The sequence below is a fragment of the Arcticibacter sp. MXS-1 genome (genome assembly GCF_041902385.1).
Taxonomy (GTDB): domain Bacteria; phylum Bacteroidota; class Bacteroidia; order Sphingobacteriales; family Sphingobacteriaceae; genus Arcticibacter.
The window spans coordinates 211,565-233,340 of sequence record NZ_CP169244.1 but is presented as its reverse complement, the minus strand read 5'-3'; the positions used below and the strand labels follow the sequence as shown (position 1 = coordinate 233,340).

Below are 21,776 nucleotides of genomic sequence, written 5' to 3'. Positions count from 1 at the left end.
CATTTTAATAGTATGCGTGTGTGATTCCTGTTGGTAAAAATAGGATCAAAATCGGACAAACAAAACACCTTTGCCTAATTTCTATCCATAGTTGAATGGTATTCTGCTACATGATCAGTTCAGTGAGGCATCTAATACTAAAAAAAGTGTATATAGTGCCGCTGAGGAAGGCATTTGTGGTGTCTGAGGGCCACGAAGTGCCTGTCCTTAATTTAATTATTAGGCGAGAAGAAAGCTGAGGAAAGCAGTTGCGGCGCATGAGGGCCACGAAGACGTATGTCTTTGAGCAAAGTCGGATGATTTGTAGCAGCAATAAAGGGCCGTATAACCGTGGAATTTTCGCAGAAATTGATACGATATTACTAAAGGGAAGGACTAAACGGCAGTACGATTCCCATGTAAACTATCGCGTAATGACTTAGCAAAAGAGAAGAGGCTGAAATTACGCGTGATACAGCCTCTTATAAAAAACGGTTCTGTTATTGTTTCTGTAATGCTTTTGCCAGCATATAGCCGCTTATACTTAGTCGCACTCAGGGGTGGTGTACGTAAAGGTCTCAGAGGCGCCAGCAACGCCCATGCTTTCGCCCTTTCCGCTCTGCCACCAGAACTTTGCTCTCTGGCGAGGCTGATTACCCACTTCGTTCATAGTTTCGGCGTTGAAGAGGCGGCCATTTGCCATCACGTATTTAATGCTTTCACTGTTTCTGATGTCTTCGAGGGGGTTGGCATCGAGAACGATCAGGTCGGCAAGCTTTCCTGGCTCAAGAGATCCAAGGTCTTTTGCCATCCCCAGGTAGTCGGCTCCGTTAATGGTAGCACATCGAATGGCTTGCAGCGGACTCATTCCCCCCTGCGCCAGCATCCAGAGCTCCCAATGGGCACCAAGTCCCTGTAGCTGTCCGTGAGCTCCAAGGTTTACTTTTGTGCCGCCATCGGCAATCTGCCGCACCGCCTTAGCAACTTCAATGTGGCCATAGTCGCCAAACTCTGACGTTGTGCGACGTCTTGCACGGCTATCCACTATACCCCGGGGTACGAAGTTCAGGAGACGCTCTTTCTCCCAGACGTTGGTGCGGTCGTACCAGAAGTTTTCTCCTGACTGCGAACCGTAGCTGACAATGAGAGTAGGAGTGTAGCCAACTTTACTACCGTTCCACAACGTTTTGACATCCTTGTACACAGGGACGACAGGAATATTATGTTCAATGCCGGTGTGACCATCGATGATCATAGACATGTTGTGGAAGAATGTGGAGCCTCCTTCGGGAACTACTTCCATCTTCAGCTCGCGCGCTGCCTGAATAATTTGCTGACGCTGCTCTCTCCTTGGCTGGTTGTATGATTTGACGGAGAACGCCCCTACCGCCTTCAGCCTTCTCAGTTGTGATCGTGCGTCTTCCAGGCTATTGATCACAGCTTTGAAATCACCGTCTGCACCATAGAGAATCGTTCCTGTTGAGAATATGCGTGGCCCCACCATGCGACCAGCCTTTACCATCTCGGACTGGCTAAAGACCATCTCTGTGTTGCTGGACGGGTCGTGCGAGGTAGTGACACCATAGGCAAGGTTGGCAAAATAACTCCAGTCCTGCTGGGGAGAGACGCCATCGGGACTAGTGGGCAAATGTGCATGCACATCTACAATCCCTGGCATGATGGTCTGATTATCAGCTGCGATGATCTTAGCGTCGTCGGGCACCTTAACCTGAGCGGCGGGACCTACAGCAACGATGCGGTTCCTGTCGATCACGATTGTGCCGTTCTCTATCACTTCATTTCCTTTCATGGTGATGATGCGGGCATTGGTAAAGGCGATCTTGCCAGTGGGAACATCTGACTTCAGGCGGAGACCCAGCTTTATCCCCACGCTGTCGGGCGGAGGTATAGTGCCGGGAGCGCCTTCTACAAAGCGGAAGGTGTTCTTGATCTCTCTGCTGAAATACTGAGGGCCTAATGTCCAGTTCAGTTTTTTGCTGTCCCGGCTCCAGTGAAGGTAGGTTCCTGCATCGCGGGTGACTTTTGTAAGCGGCAGAGATTTGTTCGCTGAAGATAATTCCAGTGCATTGGAACTATTGATCAGCGGGGTGATGTAGGCATTGTAAAGTTCTGTAAAGGCAAGCCATTTGCCATCGGGACTTGGTACAAACTGCGTAGCGTAAGTGGAAACGTAGTGAGTCCGGACATTTCCTCCGTTAAGGTCCATGCTCTTAAACGCCTTTTTCCCATCCTGACTGCTCTGGAAGTAAATGCGGGCGTCGCCAGCACTAAACATAGGTCTTATGCCATTGTCTGAAACCTTCGAGGGCGTACCTCCATTGGCCGAAGCGATATAGATACCGGTGTTTTTACCGAAGTTAAAGCCAAGTGAATAGTTTCCCGATCCTTTTCTATACACGATCTTGTCGCCTTTGTTGGAAAACCTGGGCGAGTAATAGAAGCCTTTTTCAGTTGTGATGGGAGTGATGTGTCCCGTCCTCAGGTCTATTTTGTTGATGGTGCCCTTGGTTTCATCGTTCCAGCTAACATAGACCAGGTAACGGCCATCGGGACTAAAGTCGGGCTCAAATTCGAAGTCTGTTCCTCCTGTTATTCGTTTAGGTTCGCCATCAGGCAGCGTTTTGGTATAGATATATCCTGCAGCATTGAACGCTACCATTTTTCCATCGGGAGAGGTAGTCAGCTGGCGGATCATCTTCACCTCAAAATCGTCTGTGAATGGCTTTTGCTCGAACCGCACTGCGTCTGTTATAATCTGACTGCTTGTGGCTTCAAAAGGAATTTCCTTTACGATCTGGGAGTTGATGTCGAGATTCCGGATCTTGCCTTTTGCATAAAAGATGATATTCTTGCTGTCGGGCGTCCATGCAAAGTTGGGATAGACGCCAAAGATGGCCCAGGCTTCCTGCTGATCCCGTGAGAGATCATCATACACCGGCCATTCCTCACCGGTAGTAAGGTCCTGAATATAGAGGACCGACTTTAACCTTACCCTTTTGACAAAAGCGAGCATGCGGCCGTCAGGAGAAGGCTGGGGGCGAACAGCGCCGCCAGGTCCTCCTGCGATGGTTTCTATATCACCGGTTTCGCGGTTGAGCCTTTTGATTTCATAGATCTCGCCGTTAGGATCCTTGTTATACTGGAAATAAGGACCGGGACTTACGTCCTCGCTGTAATACACATATTTACCGTCAGGAGAGACAACCGGCTCCCCTGCATCCTGCTGGTCGTTTTTTCTCTTTGTCAGCTGTACGCCTTCTCCTCCCGAAATATGGTACATCCACATTTCTCCGGCTCCCAGCGAGCGACTTGCAGTGAAGTGCTTGCGGGCGATGAGGTATTCGCTGTCTGGCGTCCATGCTGCGTTGTTTAAAAGGCGGAACGTTTCTTTGGTAACAGGCCTTTTATTCGAGCCGTCAGCATTCATCACCCAGATATTATCGGCACCGCCCTTATCGCTGGTGTATGATATATATTGGCCATTGGGACTGAAGCGGGGCTGCACGTCAAATGCCATGCCGCCCGAAAGCAAGGTAGCAACCCCTCCGTTAACAGGCATCTTATAAATATCGCCCAGCATATCGAAAACGATCTCTTTGCCGTCTGGGCTTACATCAAGGTTCATCCAGGTGCCTTCGTCGGTTGTAATACTCACAGTCTTCGTTGGTCCCAGAGGCTTATCAATGCTCCAGGTCGCGGGCTTATTTTGAGAATATGCTATTGAAGTCAGGAGTAAGAAAAAAAGTACAAAGAGTTTCTTCATGGTATGTTAAGCCAATTTTAAGCTAAGTGTGTTGCAAACTTACTAATTTCCGCCGAAAGAGTCGGACAGCCGCCACCCCTTTGGGTTTTCGGTTGTTAAGAAGTTTGAGTTATAAAAATTGCTCATCTTTGTAAGCTTGGGAATGCTATGACGATCTATCAGGTACTAAAAAAATACTGGAACTACGATTCTTTCAGACCCCTGCAGGAGGATATTATCAAGTCGGTAATGCAGGGAAGGGATACGCTGGCCCTGCTGCCTACAGGAGGGGGCAAGTCGGTCTGCTTTCAGGTACCTGCCATGGCGATGGATGGGATCTGTATTGTGGTATCACCTCTGATTGCCCTCATGAAAGACCAGGTAGAAAATCTGAAGGCCCGGGGTATTAAGGCTGTTTCCATCATCTCAGGAATGGCCAGGCGCGAAGTAGATATCCTGCTTGATAGCTGTGTTTATGAGGACGTGAAGTTCCTGTACCTCTCGCCCGAGCGGCTGCTTTCTGAACTGGTGCGTGAGCGGATCCGGTATATGAAGGTAAATCTTTTCGCGGTAGACGAGGCGCATTGTATTTCGCAGTGGGGGTATGATTTTCGTCCTCCCTATCTTCATTTATCCAAGCTTCGTGAACTCCATCCTCAGGTGCCAATGCTGGCCCTGACTGCTACCGCTACTGAGCGGGTAGTAGAAGATATTCAGGAAAAGCTGCTATTCAGAGAGAGGAATGTGTTCCGCAAAAGCTTCGAACGCAAAAACCTCTGCTATGTTGTAGCGCAGGAAGAAGATAAGTACCGGAAGCTGTTCTCTATAGCAGCCAACCTAAACGGCACGGGAATCGTCTACGTCAGGAACCGACGGGAGACGCAAGAGATTGCCCGCCTGCTTAGCCTGGAAGGATATCGTGCCGACTTTTACCATGCTGGACTTGACACTCCTGCCCGGTCAGAGAAGCAGGAAGCCTGGAAGAAGAATGATATTCGCATCATCGTAGCCACCAATGCCTTCGGAATGGGTATTGATAAGCCAGACGTGCGATTTGTGGTGCATATGGGAGCCCCTGAAAGCCTTGAAGCCTATTACCAGGAGGCCGGAAGAGCTGGCCGCGATGAGAAAAAAGCGTATGCGGTACTGTTATACAATGCATCCGACAGGATACAGTTAGAGAAGAGGTTTGAGCTCAGTTTTCCTTCACTCGAGGAGATTAAGCAGGTATATCACGCGCTGGGTAATTATTATCAGCTGGCCTATGGGGCTGGCGAAGGACTGGTACTTGATTTTGACCTGGGTGAATTCTGTTCCCGTTTTAAGACGGATGCCATTAAGACGCTGAGCGCGCTGAAGTTTCTGGAACACGACGAGTATATTACAGTTACCGAGAGTGTCTATCTGCCTTCGCGGATACAATTTACAATCGCTGCTGAAGAGCTTTACAGGTTCCAGATTGAGCACGCCGGATACGACCCCTTCATTAAGCTCCTCCTGCGTTCTTACGGTGGTATTTTTGAACAGTATGTGCCGGTTCGCGAGACCGACCTCGCTAGAAGGAGTGGAAAGACTACACAGGATGTGGTGTCCTTACTTCAGAAGCTGGAGGAAATGGGCTTACTCAGCTACCTGAAACAGACAGATAAACCACAGCTGCAGTTTGTAAAGCCAAGGGTTGACCATGGCCATTTGATACTGGACTCCCGATATATTGCTGAGCGAAAGAAGATCATGGCCGCGCAGATAAAAGCGGTCATTGCGTATGCTGAAAGTAAGAAGTGCAGAAGTCAGCAGCTCCTTGGTTATTTTAACGAGCCCAACCCTCCTAAATGCGGCACCTGTGATGTTTGCATTGAAGAGAAAAAGAGCCAGAACGGGGAAGATATCTTCCAGCAGGTCACGTATGAAATTATCCAGCTCTTGTCCTCAGGACGACTCAGTCTGCAGGACCTTATTCCTGCTCTTCGTTCGGGAACTGAGAAAGAACGACTCGATGCCCTTCGTAATCTGCTTGATGCGGGCAAAGTAAAAACGGATGGAGTTGGATACTATTTATAGCAGAACGTTAGCGCTCGACACTCTCATAAAGGCGCATGAAGACTGGTTGCGACGTCCTTATGTATACTTCAACAGAAAAAAACACCTTTGCTGAAAACATCTATAAGGCGTGTTCGTGAACTGAGTTGAATGTGTCGAATGTACGTCTGGCCTTTAAAAAACCTGACCGTTGAAAATATTACTCGTTAAACTGCCCACTCAAACAGAGGATGAAAGGTTGCTGACTGTTCTTAGCTATTGAAGTCGTCATTGTAAGCGTCAGCCAGCCCGCGTGGCGCGGGAGCTGGCATCATGCCTCCAATCGACTGTCATATTTGAATATGGTCAGCCCTTCAGCGCTCTGATAAATTCTCCTATCTTGTCGTGGTACCCTTCATTATCGAGCAGTCGCACAAAAGCACTTCCTACAATTGCGCCGTTTGCATACTCGGCTGCTTTGCTGAAGCTCTGATGATCCGAAATTCCGAATCCAATCATGGTAGGATTCTTAAGCTTCATGTCGCGGATCCTGGCAAAATACTCTTCCGTGGACGACGATACCTGCAGATTTTTCCCGGTAGTAGCACTTGACGACAGAAGGTAAATAAAGCCGTTGCTCAGTTGATCAATCTTACGGATCCTCTCCTCCGATGTGTGAGGCGTAATAAGAAAAATGTTGCTTAAACGGTGCTCTTCAAAGCACTTTTGATACATATCTTCATACTCATACATGGGCAGGTCAGGAACGATCACTCCGTCTACACCAACTTCTGCACAGGAAGCGCAAAATTGCTCGACACCGTACTGCAGCACAGGGTTGAAGTAACCCATCAGCAGGACGGGAATGCTTACGCGCTTGCGAAGCTCTTTAAGCTGCTCAAAAAGGAGGTGAACGGTCATGCCGTTCTCAATAGCTTTTTGCGAGCTGTTCTGGATAACGGGTCCGTCAGCCAAAGGATCAGAGTAGGGGATACCGATCTCCAGAAAGTCGGCGCCAGCCTTTTCAAGCGCTTCTGCTATGTCAAGTGTGCTGTTGACCTCAGGATACCCCGCGGTAAAAAATATCGAGAGTACGGACGAATTTTTCTTTTGAAATAGTTCTGTTATTCTGTTCATTATGATCGGTGGTCTTTACAAGCCAAAATATTTCATGTACGTGTTGAGGTCTTTGTCGCCTCGGCCCGAAAGGCATACAACAACCGTTTCACCCTTATTGAATTTCATTTTTTCGAGATAGGCAAAAGCATGGGCGCTTTCAATTGCCGGAATGATGCCCTCCAGCTGGGTGAGTAACAAGCCAGCCTCCATCGCTTCATCGTCGGTAATACTCACGTACTCTGCCCGCTTACTCGCATATAAATGCGCATGCTGAGGACCGATACCCGGATAATCAAGTCCTGCTGAGATAGAATATGGCTCCACCACCTGCCCGTCTTCCGTTTGCATCACGATGGAGCGGCTGCCGTGAAGTACACCTTCCTTACCCAGCAGAGTGGTTGCAGCCGATTCTCCTGTATTTACCCCCTTGCCAGCTGCTTCTACCGCGATCAGTTTCACCTTTTCGTCTTCGAGAAAGTGATAGAACATGCCCATTGCATTACTTCCGCCACCTACGCAAGCCAGCACATAGTCGGGAGAACTGCTCCCCGTCTTTTCCTGCAGCTGCCGCCGGGTCTCTTCTGAGATGACCGACTGGAATCTGGCTACCATGTCGGGATAGGGGTGAGGGCCCACTACCGAGCCAATGATGTAATGCGTGTCGGCAGGATTGTTGATCCAGTCGCGCAACGCCTCGTTTGTCGCATCTTTAAGCGTCTTGCTTCCCGACACCGCAGGTATAACAGTAGCGCCCATCATCTTCATACGGGCAACATTAGGTGCCTGCCGTTCGATATCTACTTCTCCCATGTACACAATGCACTCAAGGCCTTTCAGGGCGCACACGGTAGCAGTAGCTACGCCATGCTGGCCTGCTCCTGTTTCTGCAATGATACGTTTCTTTCCGAGGCGCTCCGCCAGCAATATCTGCCCCACGGTATTGTTGATCTTATGTGCTCCGGTGTGGTTCAGATCTTCTCTTTTTAGATAAATATTAGCGCCATACCGATCAGACAGCCGTTCAGCTAAATAGAGGGGGGAAGGCCGCCCTACGTAGTCCTTTAAGAGTTTATGGTATTCTTCCTGAAAGGAGGGATCGATAAGCATCTCACTGTAGACCTTCTTCAGTTCCTCAATGTTCGGATAAAGCATTTCCGGGATATAGGCTCCCCCAAAGTTTCCGTAGTAGCCTTTTTCATTCACCTGGTATTTCATATGTTCTTCCTTTCTGCTGCTGTGGCAGTGCTTTTTAACTGTTCAATAAATAGTTGGAGTTGATGGATGTCTTTTAGTCCCGGTGCTGCTTCGAACCGGCTGTTCAGGTCTACGGCATAAAGCCGGGGATCTTTCAGCGATTTTACCATTCCGGCCTCTTCAGGGCCAATGCCTCCGCTCAGGAAATAGCCTTTTGTTGAGTCGTTCCTTTCCAGAAGCTTCCAGTCGAACGCCTTTCCTGAGCCGCCATGCTTGCTCGTTTTGGTGTCGAACAGGAAATAATCGACCGCATCTTCGTAAGCCTTTAAGGTATCAAAACGGAAGGTTTCGTCTATTCCGAACGCCTTGATCACTTCAAGACCCGTCGCAGAGAGTTCCTTGCAGAGGTCGGCGCTTTCATTGCCGTGCAGTTGCACGGCGCCGAGCTTTAGGAGGCGGACAGCCGAACGGATCTCTTCCGCCTCAGCGTTCACAAATACTCCCGTCTTTTTGGCCGAAGATGGGATATCTTCAAGATCTCCCTCCCCGGGTTCTCCGAAATATCGTCCGGAGGGCCGGTAGAAAATAAAGCCTATATAGTCGGGCTCAAGTTTAATAAGGTCTGCAATGTTCTGCCGCTCACGCATTCCGCAAACTTTGACCTTTAACCGCTGCTTGCTTTCCTGCTCCATCAGTTTAAGGATAACAGGGTTTGAAAGCTGGACAAGGCACGGTGGCTGAGGAGTGATTCTTCTGCTTCATAGTAGCAATCAGCAAAGCTCCGGGAAGGGTGTATGGTGCGAATGGCAAGCGCCGCGTTGCAAAGCACCACGTCGTTTTGGGCGGTAGTACCTTCTCCCTGCAGCACTTTGCTGAAGATGGATGCCGATTCCTGTACTGTGCTCCCACCGGTGATTTCTGCCGGCTGTATGGGCTGAAATCCCAGCTGCTCAGGACTATGGATGTACTCTCCGCTATTGGTAAAAGTCTTGAAAGAACCGGTAAGCGAGATCTCGTCATATCCGTCCAGCGCATGAAGGATTGTGTACTGCTGCCCGCCCTTCTGGTAAAGGTAGGCATACAGGCGAGCCAGCTCCAGACTGAATACCCCCGCTACCTGGTACTTCGGGCGCGCAGGGTTAATCATTGGGCCAAGCATGTTGAAAAACGTTTTTACACCCAGCTCTTTCCGTATAGGAGCCACATTTTTCATGGCAGGGTGGAAGAGCGGCGCATGAAGAAAACAAATACCCGCCTGCTCGACACTCCTCCTCAGGTGATCCGGATCATTGCTGAACCGGTAGCCGAGAGACTCCATTACGTTTGAGGAGCCACAGCCTGATGATACCCCATAGTTTCCGTGTTTGGCTACCTGATAGCCTGCGCCCGCCACTACAAAAGAGGCAAGGGTGGATATGTTAAACGTGTCCTTGCCGTCGCCGCCTGTGCCGCAGAGATCGATGAGTGCGTATTCGCCCAGTTGCGGATCAAGGCAAAGGTCCTGCATGGCATCGCGAAAGCCTTCAAGCTCTTCCAGTGTAATGCTCCGCATGCAGTACGCCGTCATGAAGGCCGCCATTTGCGAGGCATTGTACTGACCTGTGCTAATATTAGTTAAAATCGTCTTTGCCTCCTGCGAATTGAAGCTCTTGTGTTCGAATAAATGGTTAAGAATTTGTTTCATGTTAGCTTTCATTTCGCCCGCCGGCAAAAAAAGGTTGCCTTGCGGGCAACCCTGTATATATTTTTAGTGAGGTACAGATATGGGGATTGCCACTACGATAAATCGAAGTGCCACCACCAAATATGTACGATATTCATTTTCATCGCGTCTGTAGCAAATATGAAGATATCTTTTATCACATCAAAATTTATTTGAAGAAGCTTCTCACAGGGCCTTTTTGTCGGAGAGCGCCTGCTCCTTAATGTTTCCGGCGATCAGGCTGCAATAGTCTTGCAGCACGGTTTTCCTGGCTCTTAGCACGAATGTTTTTATTATATTCGGGGCAAGCTCCCTTCCTGCAGGAGTAACACATTTTCATATATGATCAACCGAAAAAAAAATACCAGCTCACGCTCAAGCAAAGGATCGGAAAAGTAGCGTTTGTAGTAACCGGTGTTCTGCTGGCAGCATTCGGACTGAAGGGTTTTCTGGTTCCTAATGAATTCATCGACGGCGGAGTTACCGGGATATCCCTGCTGATGAACCACATTACGGGAGTGCCGGTTTCTCTATGGCTGCTGCTTTTCAATGCGCCTTTCATCGTCCTCGGCTTTCGCCAGATTGGCAAGTCCTTCGCCTTTTATACGCTTGGAGCCGTAGTTGGACTGGCGCTTGTGATCTTCCTGTTCGATTTTCCAGTCATCACGCATGATAAGCTCCTTATTTCCATATTTGGCGGCTTCTTTCTGGGAGCGGGGATAGGCTTTGCCATGAGAGGCGGCTGCGTACTTGACGGCACAGAGATCATCGCAGTGTACATCAATCGTAAAAGCGTCTTCTCTATAGGCGACATCATCATGATCATCAACGTCCTCATCTTTATCTGTGCTGCTTTCATCCTCGGCATTGAATCGGCTCTATATTCCATTCTGACCTACCTCTCGGCTTCCAAAACGGTCGATTTTATTATTCAGGGTATTGAGGAATATACTGGCGTGACCATTATCTCTTCAAAAAGTAAAGAGATTAAAGAGGCGATCACAACCAATCTGAAAAGAGGAGTTACGGTCTACAAGGGGGAAAGAGGGTATGGAGGCAATCAGTACAGTGATAAGGAGATCGATATCATCTTTACGGTTGTTACCCGTCTGGAAGTATCAAAAGTAAAAGATGTGGTCCGCCTGATAGACCGTAAAGCATTTATGGTGATGAATGTGATCACCGAAACCAATGGAGGGCTGATCAAAAGACGTCCGTTGCACTGATACTGTTTAAGTTTGCTAATGGACACAACGGCAATACCCTAAGCCCTGGTTTAACGATTTTTGGTAACGATTAATTCGTATCAGACCGGCTTACAAGAAGCCGCCCTTAATATCGCTGGATCTGAAGCGCCATCCGTACTAATGTCACATGCAGATTGCATACCGCCTGCAGTTAATATCGCTGGGCCTGAAGGGAGTGCGATCAAATTAAATGAATCAGGTGTTTCAAGCTTAGTGCCTGGTTTCCGATCTTAGCAAAGCTTCACGATATACCTTGCCCATTCTTCCTGCAAGGAATTTGGCAGGGAGGAATCTCATAAAGACAGAGCCTAAGCGATTCAGTATGCCGGGGATATACGTATATTTTCTAGTCCGGAATGCCGACAGGCCCTCGCGGGCAGCCTGATCAACCGGCATAAGCCATCCTTTCAGGCTATCGAATTTCTCCCCGCCAGTCATCTCCGTAGCGATACCTGCAGGGGCGTATACGGTCAGCGAAAGCTTCTTGTTCTGAAGCTCGTGCGACAAGGCGGTAATGAAGTTCAGGATAAAGCCCTTGGTGCCGGAGTACGCAGCCTGATAGGGTACCGGATAGAAGGCCGCCATGCTCGCCACCACCATTAAAGCACCTTCCTCTCCCGTTTGTTCAAAATGCGAGACCAGCCGGTTGGTCATTCTCACCACACTGATCACATTCGTGTGCAAGATGTTTTCAAACTTCTGCCAGTCGAGCTCTGTTTGTCTTCCAAAATACGTGACCCCGGCATTCAGGATCGCCCCGTAGAGGCTCTGTTCACTCAGGCACTCTTCCATAAGCCTGTCCGCTTCGGCAGGAATGGAGAGATCGGCCACTTTGATGTTTATCTCTACACCTGAGCCCGACAGCTCAGCTTTTAGCTCTTCCAGCTTATCGCGTCTCCGTGCGGAGAGGATGAGATTCGCCTTATGTTCGAGGGCAAGAAGACGGGCCATTTCTCTTCCCAGGCCAGAGGAGGCTCCTGTTACCAGTACCCATTTGTTTCTGAATTGCAGCGGCTTCATTATCTGATCAGGGGATCTTTTTCCTTAGTGAATAACTGGTACACTTTCTTGTCGACCCAGGCCGGCAGGATCTTGTTCATGAGGACCGCCAGTTTTCCCTGGCCGGTCATAATAAGAGTCCTCTTGCGCGCCTGTACTCCGTTTACGATAATTCGTGCCACTTCTTCCGCCGTCATCATTTTCCCCTCATCCATACTGGTCTCCCCTTGTTGAGTGCCATCACTGGCGAGGGCTGTATTGCGGATATTTGACGCAGTAAAGCCAGGAGCCGCTACCATTACGTGTAGTCCGGTCTTCAGGTTCTCAACCCGAAGCGCCTCGAGGAAGCCGTTCATGGCAAATTTAGAAGCGGAATAGCCCGTTCTGCCCGGCAGCCCGCGATAACCGGCAATAGACGATATTCCCACTACAGAGCCTTTGCTCTTCAGCAGCTCAGGAAGTGCGTACTTGGTGCAATAGACAGTCCCCCAGAAGTTCACGTCCATCAGGTTGCGGATCACCACCAGGTCGAGGTCTTTAAATAAGGCCCTCATGCTGATGCCGGCGTTGTTAATCAGCACATCTATCCGACTGAAGGTTAATTTGGCCTGCTTGATCAGGTGTTCGCAGTCCTGCTCAACCGAAACGTCGCATTGTACCGCGACAGCTTTAATGCCATATTGCTTCTCGAGTGTCTGTGTGAGCTCACAAAGCGTGACATACTGCCGGGCACCCAGCACAAGGTTAGCTCCCCGACGTGCGAACTCTTCAGCACAGGCTTTCCCGATACCGGAAGAGGCGCCTGTTATAATGACTGTTTTATTTTTTAAATCCATGTTAGAAAGCACAAAGGTAAATTTTTTAACCTGTGTAGGGCACACGGGTGGCAATAGACCGTGCAAGGGTTATTTCGTCTGCATATTCTATTTCTCCACCGAAGGCAATACCCCGGGCGATGGTTGAGACCTTCACCGGAAGGTCTTTCAGCTTTTTGAAGATGTAAAATATCGTCGTGTCTCCCTCCATCGTCGCGCTTAATGCCAGGATCACCTCCGTAATTTCGCCTGTCTTCACCCGCTCAGCCAGCCGGTCAATGTTCAGATCAGAGGGGCCGATGCCATCCATAGGAGAGATAAGTCCGCCCAATACATGGTACACCCCGTTGTACTGATTCGTATTTTCAATCGCCATCACGTCGCGCGTGTCTTCAACAATACAGACCAATGAGCGATCCCTCTTTGGCGCAGCACAGATTTCGCAGGTCTCTGAGTCGGAAATATTTCCGCATACCTTACAGAACCTGATCTCGTTCTTTAAGCGTGTTAAGGCGCTGGCGAATCCCTGCACGTCTTCCTTGCTTTGATTCAGCAGATGCAATACCAGTCGGAGCGCCGTCTTTTGTCCCACTCCCGGAAGTCTCGAAAATTCATTAACGGCAGTTTCAAGCAAACGCGAAGAAAAGTTCATAAGTGCAAAAGTACGGCGGAATAGTGAAATTTTATTGTCAAGGCAAAGATTGAATGGCGGTCATCTGATCACCCATCCCCGGCAAATCGAAGAACTAGGCTATGCAAGACTAAAATAGTACCGGGGAGACCTGCTGAATCCGTTTAGTCAAGCAACCTCTTTTTTCCAACCCATCCTGCCTTTGTACAAAGGCTAACTGCTGCTTCCGGAGCGTTCCTTTTCTCACTACTAAACTGATTACCCAGGTAAATAAGCAGACGACGAGAATCGTGATCTTCATAGTGTCTAATTGAGCAAAAAAATTATTCAGAGAGTGAAGCGCCGCAACGGCCAGTAAGGAATGCGTACTGTCTGCAACTTTTCCTATGCCCCAGGAGCCAAGTATTAAAATTCCGAAGAATAAAAGGTTGGAGCCCGTTATTTTAAAGTTCAAATGCCAGACAAACCATAACGTTGCGACAATCAGCACAGTGAGGAATGGGGGAAGTCCTTTAAGCTCTTGCTGTAAGAACCCCCGCCATCCTATTTCTTCTAAAAGCCCGTACACCAGTATTGCAAAGACGGTCACTACGGGAATCGTCCCCTTGGTAAAAAATTCAGCACCCGTTATTAAAGCGATTGGCAGTCCCCAGTATAAGAGAATGGGCAGGGCGATGTTTTTGTAATTTCCTTTCAGTGATAAAACCGGCTTTATCTTAAATAGCACACAGGCTAGCAGGGCACCTGCCGCGGGACCTGCAGCTCGCAGAACAATTCTTAAAAAATCGTTTGTCAGGCCGTCTAACAACTGCGTTTTGTTTGTCAGGTAGCGGAGTGCAATTGCAATGACGTAAAATGTAACAATAGCCAAATAGTTGATTCTGGGTCTCATGAGTGCCGATCTTGATGATGATTCAAAACTAGTGCTTCGCTTTGGCTAAAAACTTGACGATGGGTAAGAAATCATACCGACTTCTTTCTTATTCTGCTCAAGCTTTCAGGGGTAACACCCAGATAAGAGGCAATCACCTTGAGCGACGTTCTCTGAAAAACCTCTGGACGGTTCTTAATGAGCTTAAGATATCGTTCCGTGGGCGAAAGCGTCAGCAGATTGATCTGTTCGTTTTGTTTCCGAATGAACATGGCGTCCGCTATCGCTTTGCTGATTAAAAAGCCTTTGGAAGATCTCGAGCATAAATGATTTAAATCCTGATGGTTTATTGACCAAATCTCCGAGCTCTCTAAGCTTTCCGTCTTGATCGTGCTGGGAGATTGCGTTATAAAGGATAGATATTCACTGAAGATCTGGTTTTCATAGTACAGGCTGATGCAGATATCTTTATCGCCCGACAAAGCAAAGTGGGCTGCGGACCCCGAGATTAAAATGTTGATGTGTTTTTCTGTTTTGTAGTAGTCCTTGATGATCTCATTTTTGCCAAACAAGCGCACTTTGACGAACTTTGCGAACTCCGCCCAAAGGCTTAGGTCCGCTGGATAAAATTGATCGAATATTGCTTTTATTTTTTCCGGCTCCGCTTTTTTCATAAATACGGCGTAATGTTCAATAGCTGGAAGCTGCCAATTAAGGCTCTAATATATTTTTGTATCGTGTTTTTAGCCTGTGATCTATCCTGAGAGGCCGTGCGCAATGCTCTTAATGGTTAAAATAATTTTGCATGCATTTCATTGCGCACAACTCTGTGCAGTCTTTTATTTTAGTGCCGCATATCGGCATCGTGTGGAGGCTAGTAACATCGAAGGAGGCCGGACAGCGATAGGAGGCCGTCCTACACGTGCCCTAAAAGATAGAATATTTATTTATTCTGCGTTTACGTGGCGATTGATTTGTATTTAATTCGTATTCTCGAAAAGATCTCCCTTAAATAGCCCATACGCTAAAGCCGACAAGAGGAGTGTTGTCTGCATTGTCATCACCTTTGATTGAAAATCCATCCTTTTTGTGAGGTTCATAAAAAGGAAGATCAGACATACAAAAACCCCGAGTATATAGACTAATTTTATTTGTGTGTCTGATAGTTTTGCCACGGCGATGGAACATGCAAAAGAGAAGTAGTAAGAGATACCCAATAGGACCGCGACAGGAAAGGTGATAAATAGGGCTAGCCAATCTTTAACGTCGTTTAACGGAACTAGCCAATCGAAGTACCATACGCTGATTAAAGTGGAAACGGCTTGAAGTAAGAAAAATAAAATCCAAAAGAAAATGAATCTAAAAATTACCATAACGGCTCTAAATTAGTAAACTTTTAGCTCCTTATCATACGGGTAGTGAAGAGCAAAGCGGTCTCAATACTATCGTGCTCTCCACAAAGGTATGAGCGAATGAACTTACGCATGCATGATTAGTCGTCAAGTAGTATTAAGGCGGCGACATGATGCCGTTCACGATACAAAGCTGAATTGTACAATTTTTTTATTCGCTTTGAAATCTAAGAAATTACGAAAGCATAACAACATAATAGTCTTAGCAATCTGGCCAGTGTAGTCTCCGAAAAGTCTTATCGTCTGAAAGGGTCAGTTTTTATTGTTGCTTTAAAAGTGCATGGTAGATACATCCGGAACCAGTGTGCGAATTTTGGAAAATATATCGACCGGCAGGATCTGGTGTGATAACTTGAAACACGATTTCTTCACCCCCTTTTCTTTCTTTCGAATTTTTGTACATTTAACGCCCGCGTTTTGAAATTTTAATAGTTTCTGGCGCGGACAACTTTCTTTTAAAAACTACATTATATAACAATATGACTAGTGACGAAAAAATCAGAAATGCCTTCGAAAATAAAGACTGGCAGGAAATAAAGGTGACCGACTCCTGGCAGATCTTCAAGATCATGGCGGAGTTTGTAGAGGGCTTTGAGAAGCTTGCGAAGATCGGCCCCTGCGTGTCCATCTTCGGATCAGCAAGAACACCACAGGACAACAAGTATTATAAGATTGCTGAAGAAACGGCCCGTTTGCTTACAGAACACGGCTATGGTGTCATCTCAGGTGGTGGCCCCGGCATCATGGAAGCAGCCAACAAAGGTGCATACGAAAACGGTGGAAAGTCTGTCGGACTCAACATCGAGCTCCCCTTCGAGCAATTTCACAACAAGTATATCGACCGCGACAAGCTCATGGAGTTCAACTACTTCTTTGTGCGGAAAGTGATGTTCATGAAATACTCCCAGGGATTCATTGTTCTTCCCGGAGGCTTTGGCACCATGGATGAAATGTTTGAGGCGATCACATTGATACAGACCGGTAAGATCGCGCGTTTTCCCATTGTACTGGTAGGTAAGGAGTACTGGGCCGGACTGCTCGACTGGGTCGAAAACCATATGCTCGATGCCAAGAACATCAGCGAAGAAGACCTGAATCTGTACCGCGTGGTAGATACCGCAGAAGAAGCAGTTGAGCACATCTTCCGTTTCTACAACAAGTACGTCCTCAAACCAAACTTCTAACATGCAGATCAGTTGAATGACAATAAAGGTGCGGTTAACGCATGTTTTATTGTTATTCCTGATTGCTTGTGCCGACTCGCTGCCCCTGATAACGTGCAGCATGCAGGAAATACCGATGCTTGGGTCGGTCAGTAATTTCATTAGCGGACATTCTGGCCCGTGATCCTTTCCCGATACACTTTCTCCCAACCACCCGGATGCCTTCCCGGCTCTACGTTGGAGTAAACAACGTAAAGACGGTGAGCTGGCTTGCACCGGAGCTTAAAGCCGAGAAAGACTTAATTCTCTGCTTTACCCCAGTGGAACTGTTGGAACAATCATGAGCATGCATGGGAGATGAATCAACGTTCTTGCATCGCTGTAAAGGTATGTCAATACTTTTTGCCGTTTCTAAGCCAGCCCGGGCGATCTCATGTGCTGTTTATGTATTGCAGCTTAACAACAAACCGGCGTCAGGGAAAAAGTAGTGTGTCCTTTCGCTTTGGTTATCTGCAGACGAGGGACAGGCGTATGTCACACATCCCTAAGTTGCGTAATAAGCTGCCGAAGGAACCAGAAGAGCGTTCCGGATCCTTCGGCGTACTATCAAATGCAGTGGTAATCAAAGCTAGTTCCAGTCGATGGATATGCTCCCGACTGAATTGCGCACGTATATCTCCGAGCCTCCCCCATTGAGAGTGCCCTTCACCTGATCTTTGTCCATCACCCCGTTAAAGTTGTTTAAGGCACCTGTATTGATCTTTCTCCCGCTAAGGTCGAGGCTTAATCCTGCATTTTTAGGAAGCGCCAGTGTGGTACTGCCCGCGCTTACATTTACTTTTACCGACTTGCCCGGCTTGGTGAAACCTGCATATACGCTGCCGGCGCTGGTGGATGCATCCAGACTGCAGGCGAGTTGCTCCAGGTTGATGCTGCCTCCTGAGGTGTGCGAGAAAAGCTCACCCGATATATTGCCTCCTTTAATGGAGCCACCGCTGGTGCGCGCCTTAATATTCCCCTGAAGCTGTTGTAGTCGCAGCGATCCGCCTGATGTTGCCAGATCGAGCGTTCCATTGCAGTCCGACGCTTCTATGCTGCCGCCGCTGGTCTTCAGGTCAATGGTGCCTTTCGCATTGCTTAAATGGATGCTGCCCCCTGAAGTGCGACCGTTGATCATTCCGTCCAATCCTTCAAGGTGCAGGCTTCCCCCGCTTGTTTTAAAATCCTGATTGCCTTTTAAATTGGACAACCGAATACTGCCTCCACTTGTGGCGAGTTTAGAAGACACAGTAGAAGGAACATAGATGCGAAACGAAATACTGAGTGAGTTCTTCCAGTTGATATTTCCCCTTCTCGAAGCGATAGCTCTCAGTTCATTGTTCTCAAGTGCAAGGTCGATGGTATAGTTCTCATCGAGCCGTGCCTTGATTTCTTCGTTTGAAAGCTTGTTAATGCCATTGTTGCCCTTAATGTATACTTCAATGCGTCCTTCTTTTTCGTTCGTGCCAGTTACAGTCAGGCTTCCCCCGGAGGTTTCGGCTCTTACAGTCTTAACGCTTTCATTGTCAAATGTTTTGCTGAAGTAAGGCTTGTCGTTATCACCCTGACGAGCTATCGCTGCCGTCATCGGAACAGCTACGATTAGAAAGAGGATTAATTTTTTCATGATTTCTATGATTTGCTTTTAGATACTGGTTTCTGTTTTTCTATTTAGTTAAATTAGCGTTCGTAATTGCTTATTTGATTTTTTTCAAACTGCTATTCCTGTTGTTGATCGGCATACTTGCTGAGCCTCTCAACCCATTCAAGTATTCTTTTCTTACTCTTCAGGTACGCTGGCAGTCTGTAGTATCTTCGCTCCGCACTCAGAGATAATTAGCAGCGATCTTGAATCCTCTCAGAAGCAAATCAAGTACGAAGCCCTCCTTTTTACCAGACGTCCATTTTTTGCTGAAGGTTATAAAGAATTTCAAAAAACTTCAACAATCCATAGCTTATCACTGAGCAGCTGCCACTGGCATTTCGCAACTGAACACTGGCAGATCACTATTACTTACCACTCATATCCCACCACCCACATCGCAACGACTATAGCTCGCAAGCCGAAGCGTACTACCCGGTCCCTTTCTAGTAACCTCTTGCACCTAAACCTCTCCACCTGCAACTCATCCAAAAGTAGAAACCCCCAACTTAGATCTCACTACCCAACACGCATCATTCATAGCTCATTCGCCATAACTTATAACTCACCACTCACAACCTGGCACTCACATCCCGGCATCCACAACTAATAACGCACAACCCATAACTCATATCTCACAACTCATGTCTCACAACTCGCAACTCATACCCCCTCACTCTTTTCATTCTGTTCTCAGGCTTTTTACCGGGTTGGCCAGCGCCGCTTTCAATGCCTTTGAGCTAATGGTGAGAAAAGCGATGACGATAGAAATGACGAGGGTCAGCGCAAAGACGTCCCAGCCGATGTTTACATGGTACGCGAACTCCTGTAGCCAGTTATTCATAATCAGCCAGGCGATTGGTGATGCGATCAGGACGGCAACAGTGATAAGCTTGAGGAAATCGGCCGACAAAAGCCCCACGATCTCCGTTACGTTGGCGCCGAGTACTTTTCTGATCCCCACCTCTTTGGTCCGTTGTTCAGCGCTAAAGGAAGCAAGTCCGAATAGGCCCATGCACGAAATAAGAATAGCAATCAGGGTGAAGTACCTGATCACGGCGAATAGCCGACTGTCTGTTTCGTAGTTTTTCTGAAAGTCGCTGTCGAGGAAGCTGTAGTCAAAAGGCTGACCAGGGATTTTAGCCTCCCATATTGCTTGAACATCTCTCCGGAGCTTATCGATGCTGCCGGGCTGCCCATGAACAATGAGGTATTGAAAGTCGCCTTGCTCCTGGACGAATGAATAGGGCTGGATCTTGTTTTGAAGCCCCTCATGATTGAAGTCTTTCACTACACCTAGTATTTCACGACTATACCGTTGTCCCTGGTATTCGGTAAAGACTTTTTGACCCACTGCCTTTTCGGGAGAGGAAAAGCCGAGTTCCTTAATAGCCTGCTCGTTCATCACCAGATAGCCGCTTGTATCTCCGGCTGTTTGCTTAGAAAACAGTCGGCCGGCAAGAAGTTTGATGTTAAGGGTCTTGAAAAAATCGGCGTCTACCGCGTTCCTTTTAGTGATCCTTGCGTCTTCCATGGTTTGGCCTTCTTTATACCAGCGGTTATCGCCCGCATTGAAAATACCAGGATAGCACTGCGCGCCCGCGACGTCCTGTACCTGCGGGTTTTGCTTTATTTCATTCTTCAGGGTGGCATACAGCTGCCTGGAGGTATTGCTTCTGAGCGGAATTACGAGCTGATGATCCCTGGCAAAGCCCGGGTCCTTAGTTTGCAGGAAGTTCATCTGGTCTGATATAACGACGGAGGCGACAATCAGAGTCACCGAAATGATGAACTGGAATACGACTAAGGTTTTGCGAAGAGTGGCCGCTCCGAAGCGGTTGAGCAAGGTGCCCTTTAGAACGCGGACCGGGGCAAAAGAGGAAAGGTAAAAGGCAGGGTAGGAGCCGGCAACCAGTCCGGTAAGCAGTGTAAGAACGACGAAGCCTGCGAACAGACCCAGATCTCCGCTGTCGTTCAGAAAGCGGAGCGTCTTGCCCGAGATGGAGCTGAACATGGGAAGAAGCAACAAGGCAAGCAGGCAGGAGAACAGGAACGCGATAAAGGCGATGAGCATGGACTCTGACAGGAACTGTTGTCTGAGCGTTCCTTTTTGAGCCCCAAGGACTTTCCTGATACCCACTTCTGTTGCCCTTCTGGAAGAGTTTGCGGTCGACAGGTTCATGAAATTGATGCATGCAATGAGCAGGATAAACACGGCGATTGAGCCGAAAATGAAAAGGTACGTCTTGTTGCCGCTAGGGGTAACATTTTGAGGGACTTCCTGGTTGAGATGGATCGACTCGACCGGCAGCACGAAGAACTTTCTTGAGATACCAGCCGACCGGAGCGCATCTCCCATATGTTTGTCGGTAAAGGCAGCAAATTTGCTTTCCAGCTTTTTGAAATCGGTGCCGGGCTTTAATTTGAAGTACGTGTAGAACATGTTGTTGTTGATCATGTTATTGCCTGTACTCCGGATTAATTCGTCTATCCCTCCTCCTCGCATCGACATGAAAAAACGGCCTTCTATATGACTTGGACGATCCGGGTTGCGGAATACGCCTGTAACGGCTACAGTGGTGTTTCCATTGGTGTTGCTGTTTATAGTTAGGGTTTTGTTAATGGCGGGGCCATTGCCGAAAATCTTTCTGGCCATGTCTTCGCAGATGACTATCGTATTGGGTTTATCAAGTGCGGTTGAGGGATTGCCTTCGAGAAAGTGGTACCGGAACATGCGGAAGAACGGAGGGTCGGTCAGATATCCTTTGGTCTCGTAGAAGGACTGTTCTTCACCGCTGTTCTTCTGATATTGAATGAGCGTTTTGTCGTCCTGGAAAAGGCTGACAAGTCGTGTTGTTTCCTCTATTTCCGGCAGATCCATTTTCATGGCAGCGGCAATAGGAGCAGCTGCCGTCGCCATTTTTTTCGGACCGTTCACACTTTTGAACTCTGCCTCCAGTTGCACCAGCCTCTCACCGTCGGGATGATGGCGGTCGTAGCTTAACTCGTGCCGGATGTAGAGCGTGATGAGAATGCAGCAAGTGAGGCCAATAGTCAGGCCAAATACATTGATGAAGGTGCTCATCTTATTCTTCATCAAACTGCGCCATGCGATCTTAAAGTAGGTGTTCATTGGTGTTGATTGTTGAGGGCGATGAGGGAGCAGCTATCATCTCATAAG

General features: G+C 48.0%; 15 protein-coding genes. 3 read left to right on the top strand and 12 right to left on the bottom strand.

The features are described 5' to 3' along the window. Positions 1-523 precede the first annotated feature (523 nt). Positions 524-3,763, bottom strand: coding sequence for an amidohydrolase family protein (locus ACES2C_RS00855; protein ID WP_374165138.1), 3,240 nt, complete (start codon positions 3,761-3,763; stop codon positions 524-526). 147 nt (positions 3,764-3,910) lie between these two features. Between ACES2C_RS00855 and ACES2C_RS00850 the strand changes: the two genes are divergently transcribed. Beyond that, the gene (locus ACES2C_RS00850; RefSeq protein WP_374165137.1) at positions 3,911-5,803 is read left to right on the top strand and encodes an ATP-dependent DNA helicase RecQ; all 1,893 of its coding nucleotides are present in this window, start codon (positions 3,911-3,913) and stop codon (positions 5,801-5,803) included. Positions 5,804-6,127: 324 nt separating this feature from the next. On the opposite strand, the gene trpA is transcribed toward ACES2C_RS00850, so the two are convergent. Genes trpA through trpD form a run of 4 tightly spaced genes read right to left on the bottom strand, consistent with a single transcriptional unit; the run spans position 6,128 to position 9,758 of the window. Next, the gene (gene trpA, locus ACES2C_RS00845; RefSeq protein ID WP_374165136.1) at positions 6,128-6,898 is read right to left on the bottom strand and encodes a tryptophan synthase subunit alpha; all 771 of its coding nucleotides are present in this window, start codon (positions 6,896-6,898) and stop codon (positions 6,128-6,130) included. Between the two features lie 15 nt (positions 6,899-6,913). Beyond that, positions 6,914-8,095, bottom strand: a complete 1,182-nt coding sequence (gene trpB, locus ACES2C_RS00840; RefSeq protein WP_374165135.1) for a tryptophan synthase subunit beta — start codon at positions 8,093-8,095, stop codon at positions 6,914-6,916. Next, complete coding sequence (locus ACES2C_RS00835; protein ID WP_374165134.1) at positions 8,092-8,766, bottom strand: phosphoribosylanthranilate isomerase; 675 nt, start codon at positions 8,764-8,766, stop codon at positions 8,092-8,094. Before ACES2C_RS00835 ends, trpB begins: the two co-directional genes overlap by 4 nt. Beyond that, a complete protein-coding gene (trpD, locus tag ACES2C_RS00830; protein WP_374165133.1) occupies positions 8,766-9,758 on the bottom strand; it encodes an anthranilate phosphoribosyltransferase in 993 nt (330 codons plus the stop codon). The genes ACES2C_RS00835 and trpD overlap by 1 nt, the downstream gene beginning before the upstream one ends. Positions 9,759-10,108: 350 nt before the next feature. On the opposite strand from trpD, the gene ACES2C_RS00825 reads away from it, so the two are divergent. Further along, positions 10,109-11,002 (top strand): YitT family protein, encoded by an 894-nt coding sequence (locus tag ACES2C_RS00825; RefSeq protein WP_374167008.1) that lies wholly within the window; start codon positions 10,109-10,111, stop codon positions 11,000-11,002. Positions 11,003-11,233: 231 nt separating this feature from the next. On the opposite strand, the gene ACES2C_RS00820 is transcribed toward ACES2C_RS00825, so the two are convergent. The 5 genes from ACES2C_RS00820 to ACES2C_RS00800 all read right to left on the bottom strand — a co-directional run bounded on the left by ACES2C_RS00820 (position 11,234) and on the right by ACES2C_RS00800 (position 15,013). After that, positions 11,234-12,043, bottom strand: coding sequence for an SDR family NAD(P)-dependent oxidoreductase (locus ACES2C_RS00820; protein WP_374165132.1), 810 nt, complete (start codon positions 12,041-12,043; stop codon positions 11,234-11,236). After that, a complete protein-coding gene (locus ACES2C_RS00815; RefSeq protein ID WP_374165131.1) occupies positions 12,043-12,858 on the bottom strand; it encodes an SDR family oxidoreductase in 816 nt (271 codons plus the stop codon). The genes ACES2C_RS00820 and ACES2C_RS00815 overlap by 1 nt, the downstream gene beginning before the upstream one ends. Before the next feature lie 25 nt (positions 12,859-12,883). After that, the gene (recR, locus tag ACES2C_RS00810; protein WP_374165130.1) at positions 12,884-13,489 is read right to left on the bottom strand and encodes a recombination mediator RecR; all 606 of its coding nucleotides are present in this window, start codon (positions 13,487-13,489) and stop codon (positions 12,884-12,886) included. A gap of 109 nt (positions 13,490-13,598) precedes the next feature. Then, complete coding sequence (locus tag ACES2C_RS00805) at positions 13,599-14,360, bottom strand: lysostaphin resistance A-like protein (protein WP_374165129.1); 762 nt, start codon at positions 14,358-14,360, stop codon at positions 13,599-13,601. A 71-nt stretch (positions 14,361-14,431) separates the two neighbouring features. Continuing rightward, on the bottom strand, positions 14,432-15,013 hold the full coding sequence (locus tag ACES2C_RS00800) for a Crp/Fnr family transcriptional regulator (RefSeq protein WP_374165128.1): 582 nt from the start codon (positions 15,011-15,013) through the stop codon (positions 14,432-14,434). A gap of 1,217 nt (positions 15,014-16,230) precedes the next feature. Here ACES2C_RS00800 and ACES2C_RS00795 point away from each other — a divergent pair. Next, positions 16,231-16,935, top strand: a complete 705-nt coding sequence (locus ACES2C_RS00795) for a TIGR00730 family Rossman fold protein (RefSeq protein ID WP_374165127.1) — start codon at positions 16,231-16,233, stop codon at positions 16,933-16,935. A gap of 607 nt (positions 16,936-17,542) precedes the next feature. Here ACES2C_RS00795 and ACES2C_RS00790 read toward each other — a convergent pair. Further along, positions 17,543-18,580 carry a DUF4097 domain-containing protein gene (locus tag ACES2C_RS00790; protein ID WP_374165126.1) on the bottom strand — a complete coding sequence of 346 codons (1,038 nt, stop codon included), beginning with the start codon at positions 18,578-18,580 and terminating at the stop codon, positions 17,543-17,545. A gap of 697 nt (positions 18,581-19,277) precedes the next feature. After that, positions 19,278-21,728 carry an ABC transporter permease gene (locus tag ACES2C_RS00785; protein ID WP_374165125.1) on the bottom strand — a complete coding sequence of 817 codons (2,451 nt, stop codon included), beginning with the start codon at positions 21,726-21,728 and terminating at the stop codon, positions 19,278-19,280. Between the last annotated feature and the right edge of the window lie 48 nt (positions 21,729-21,776).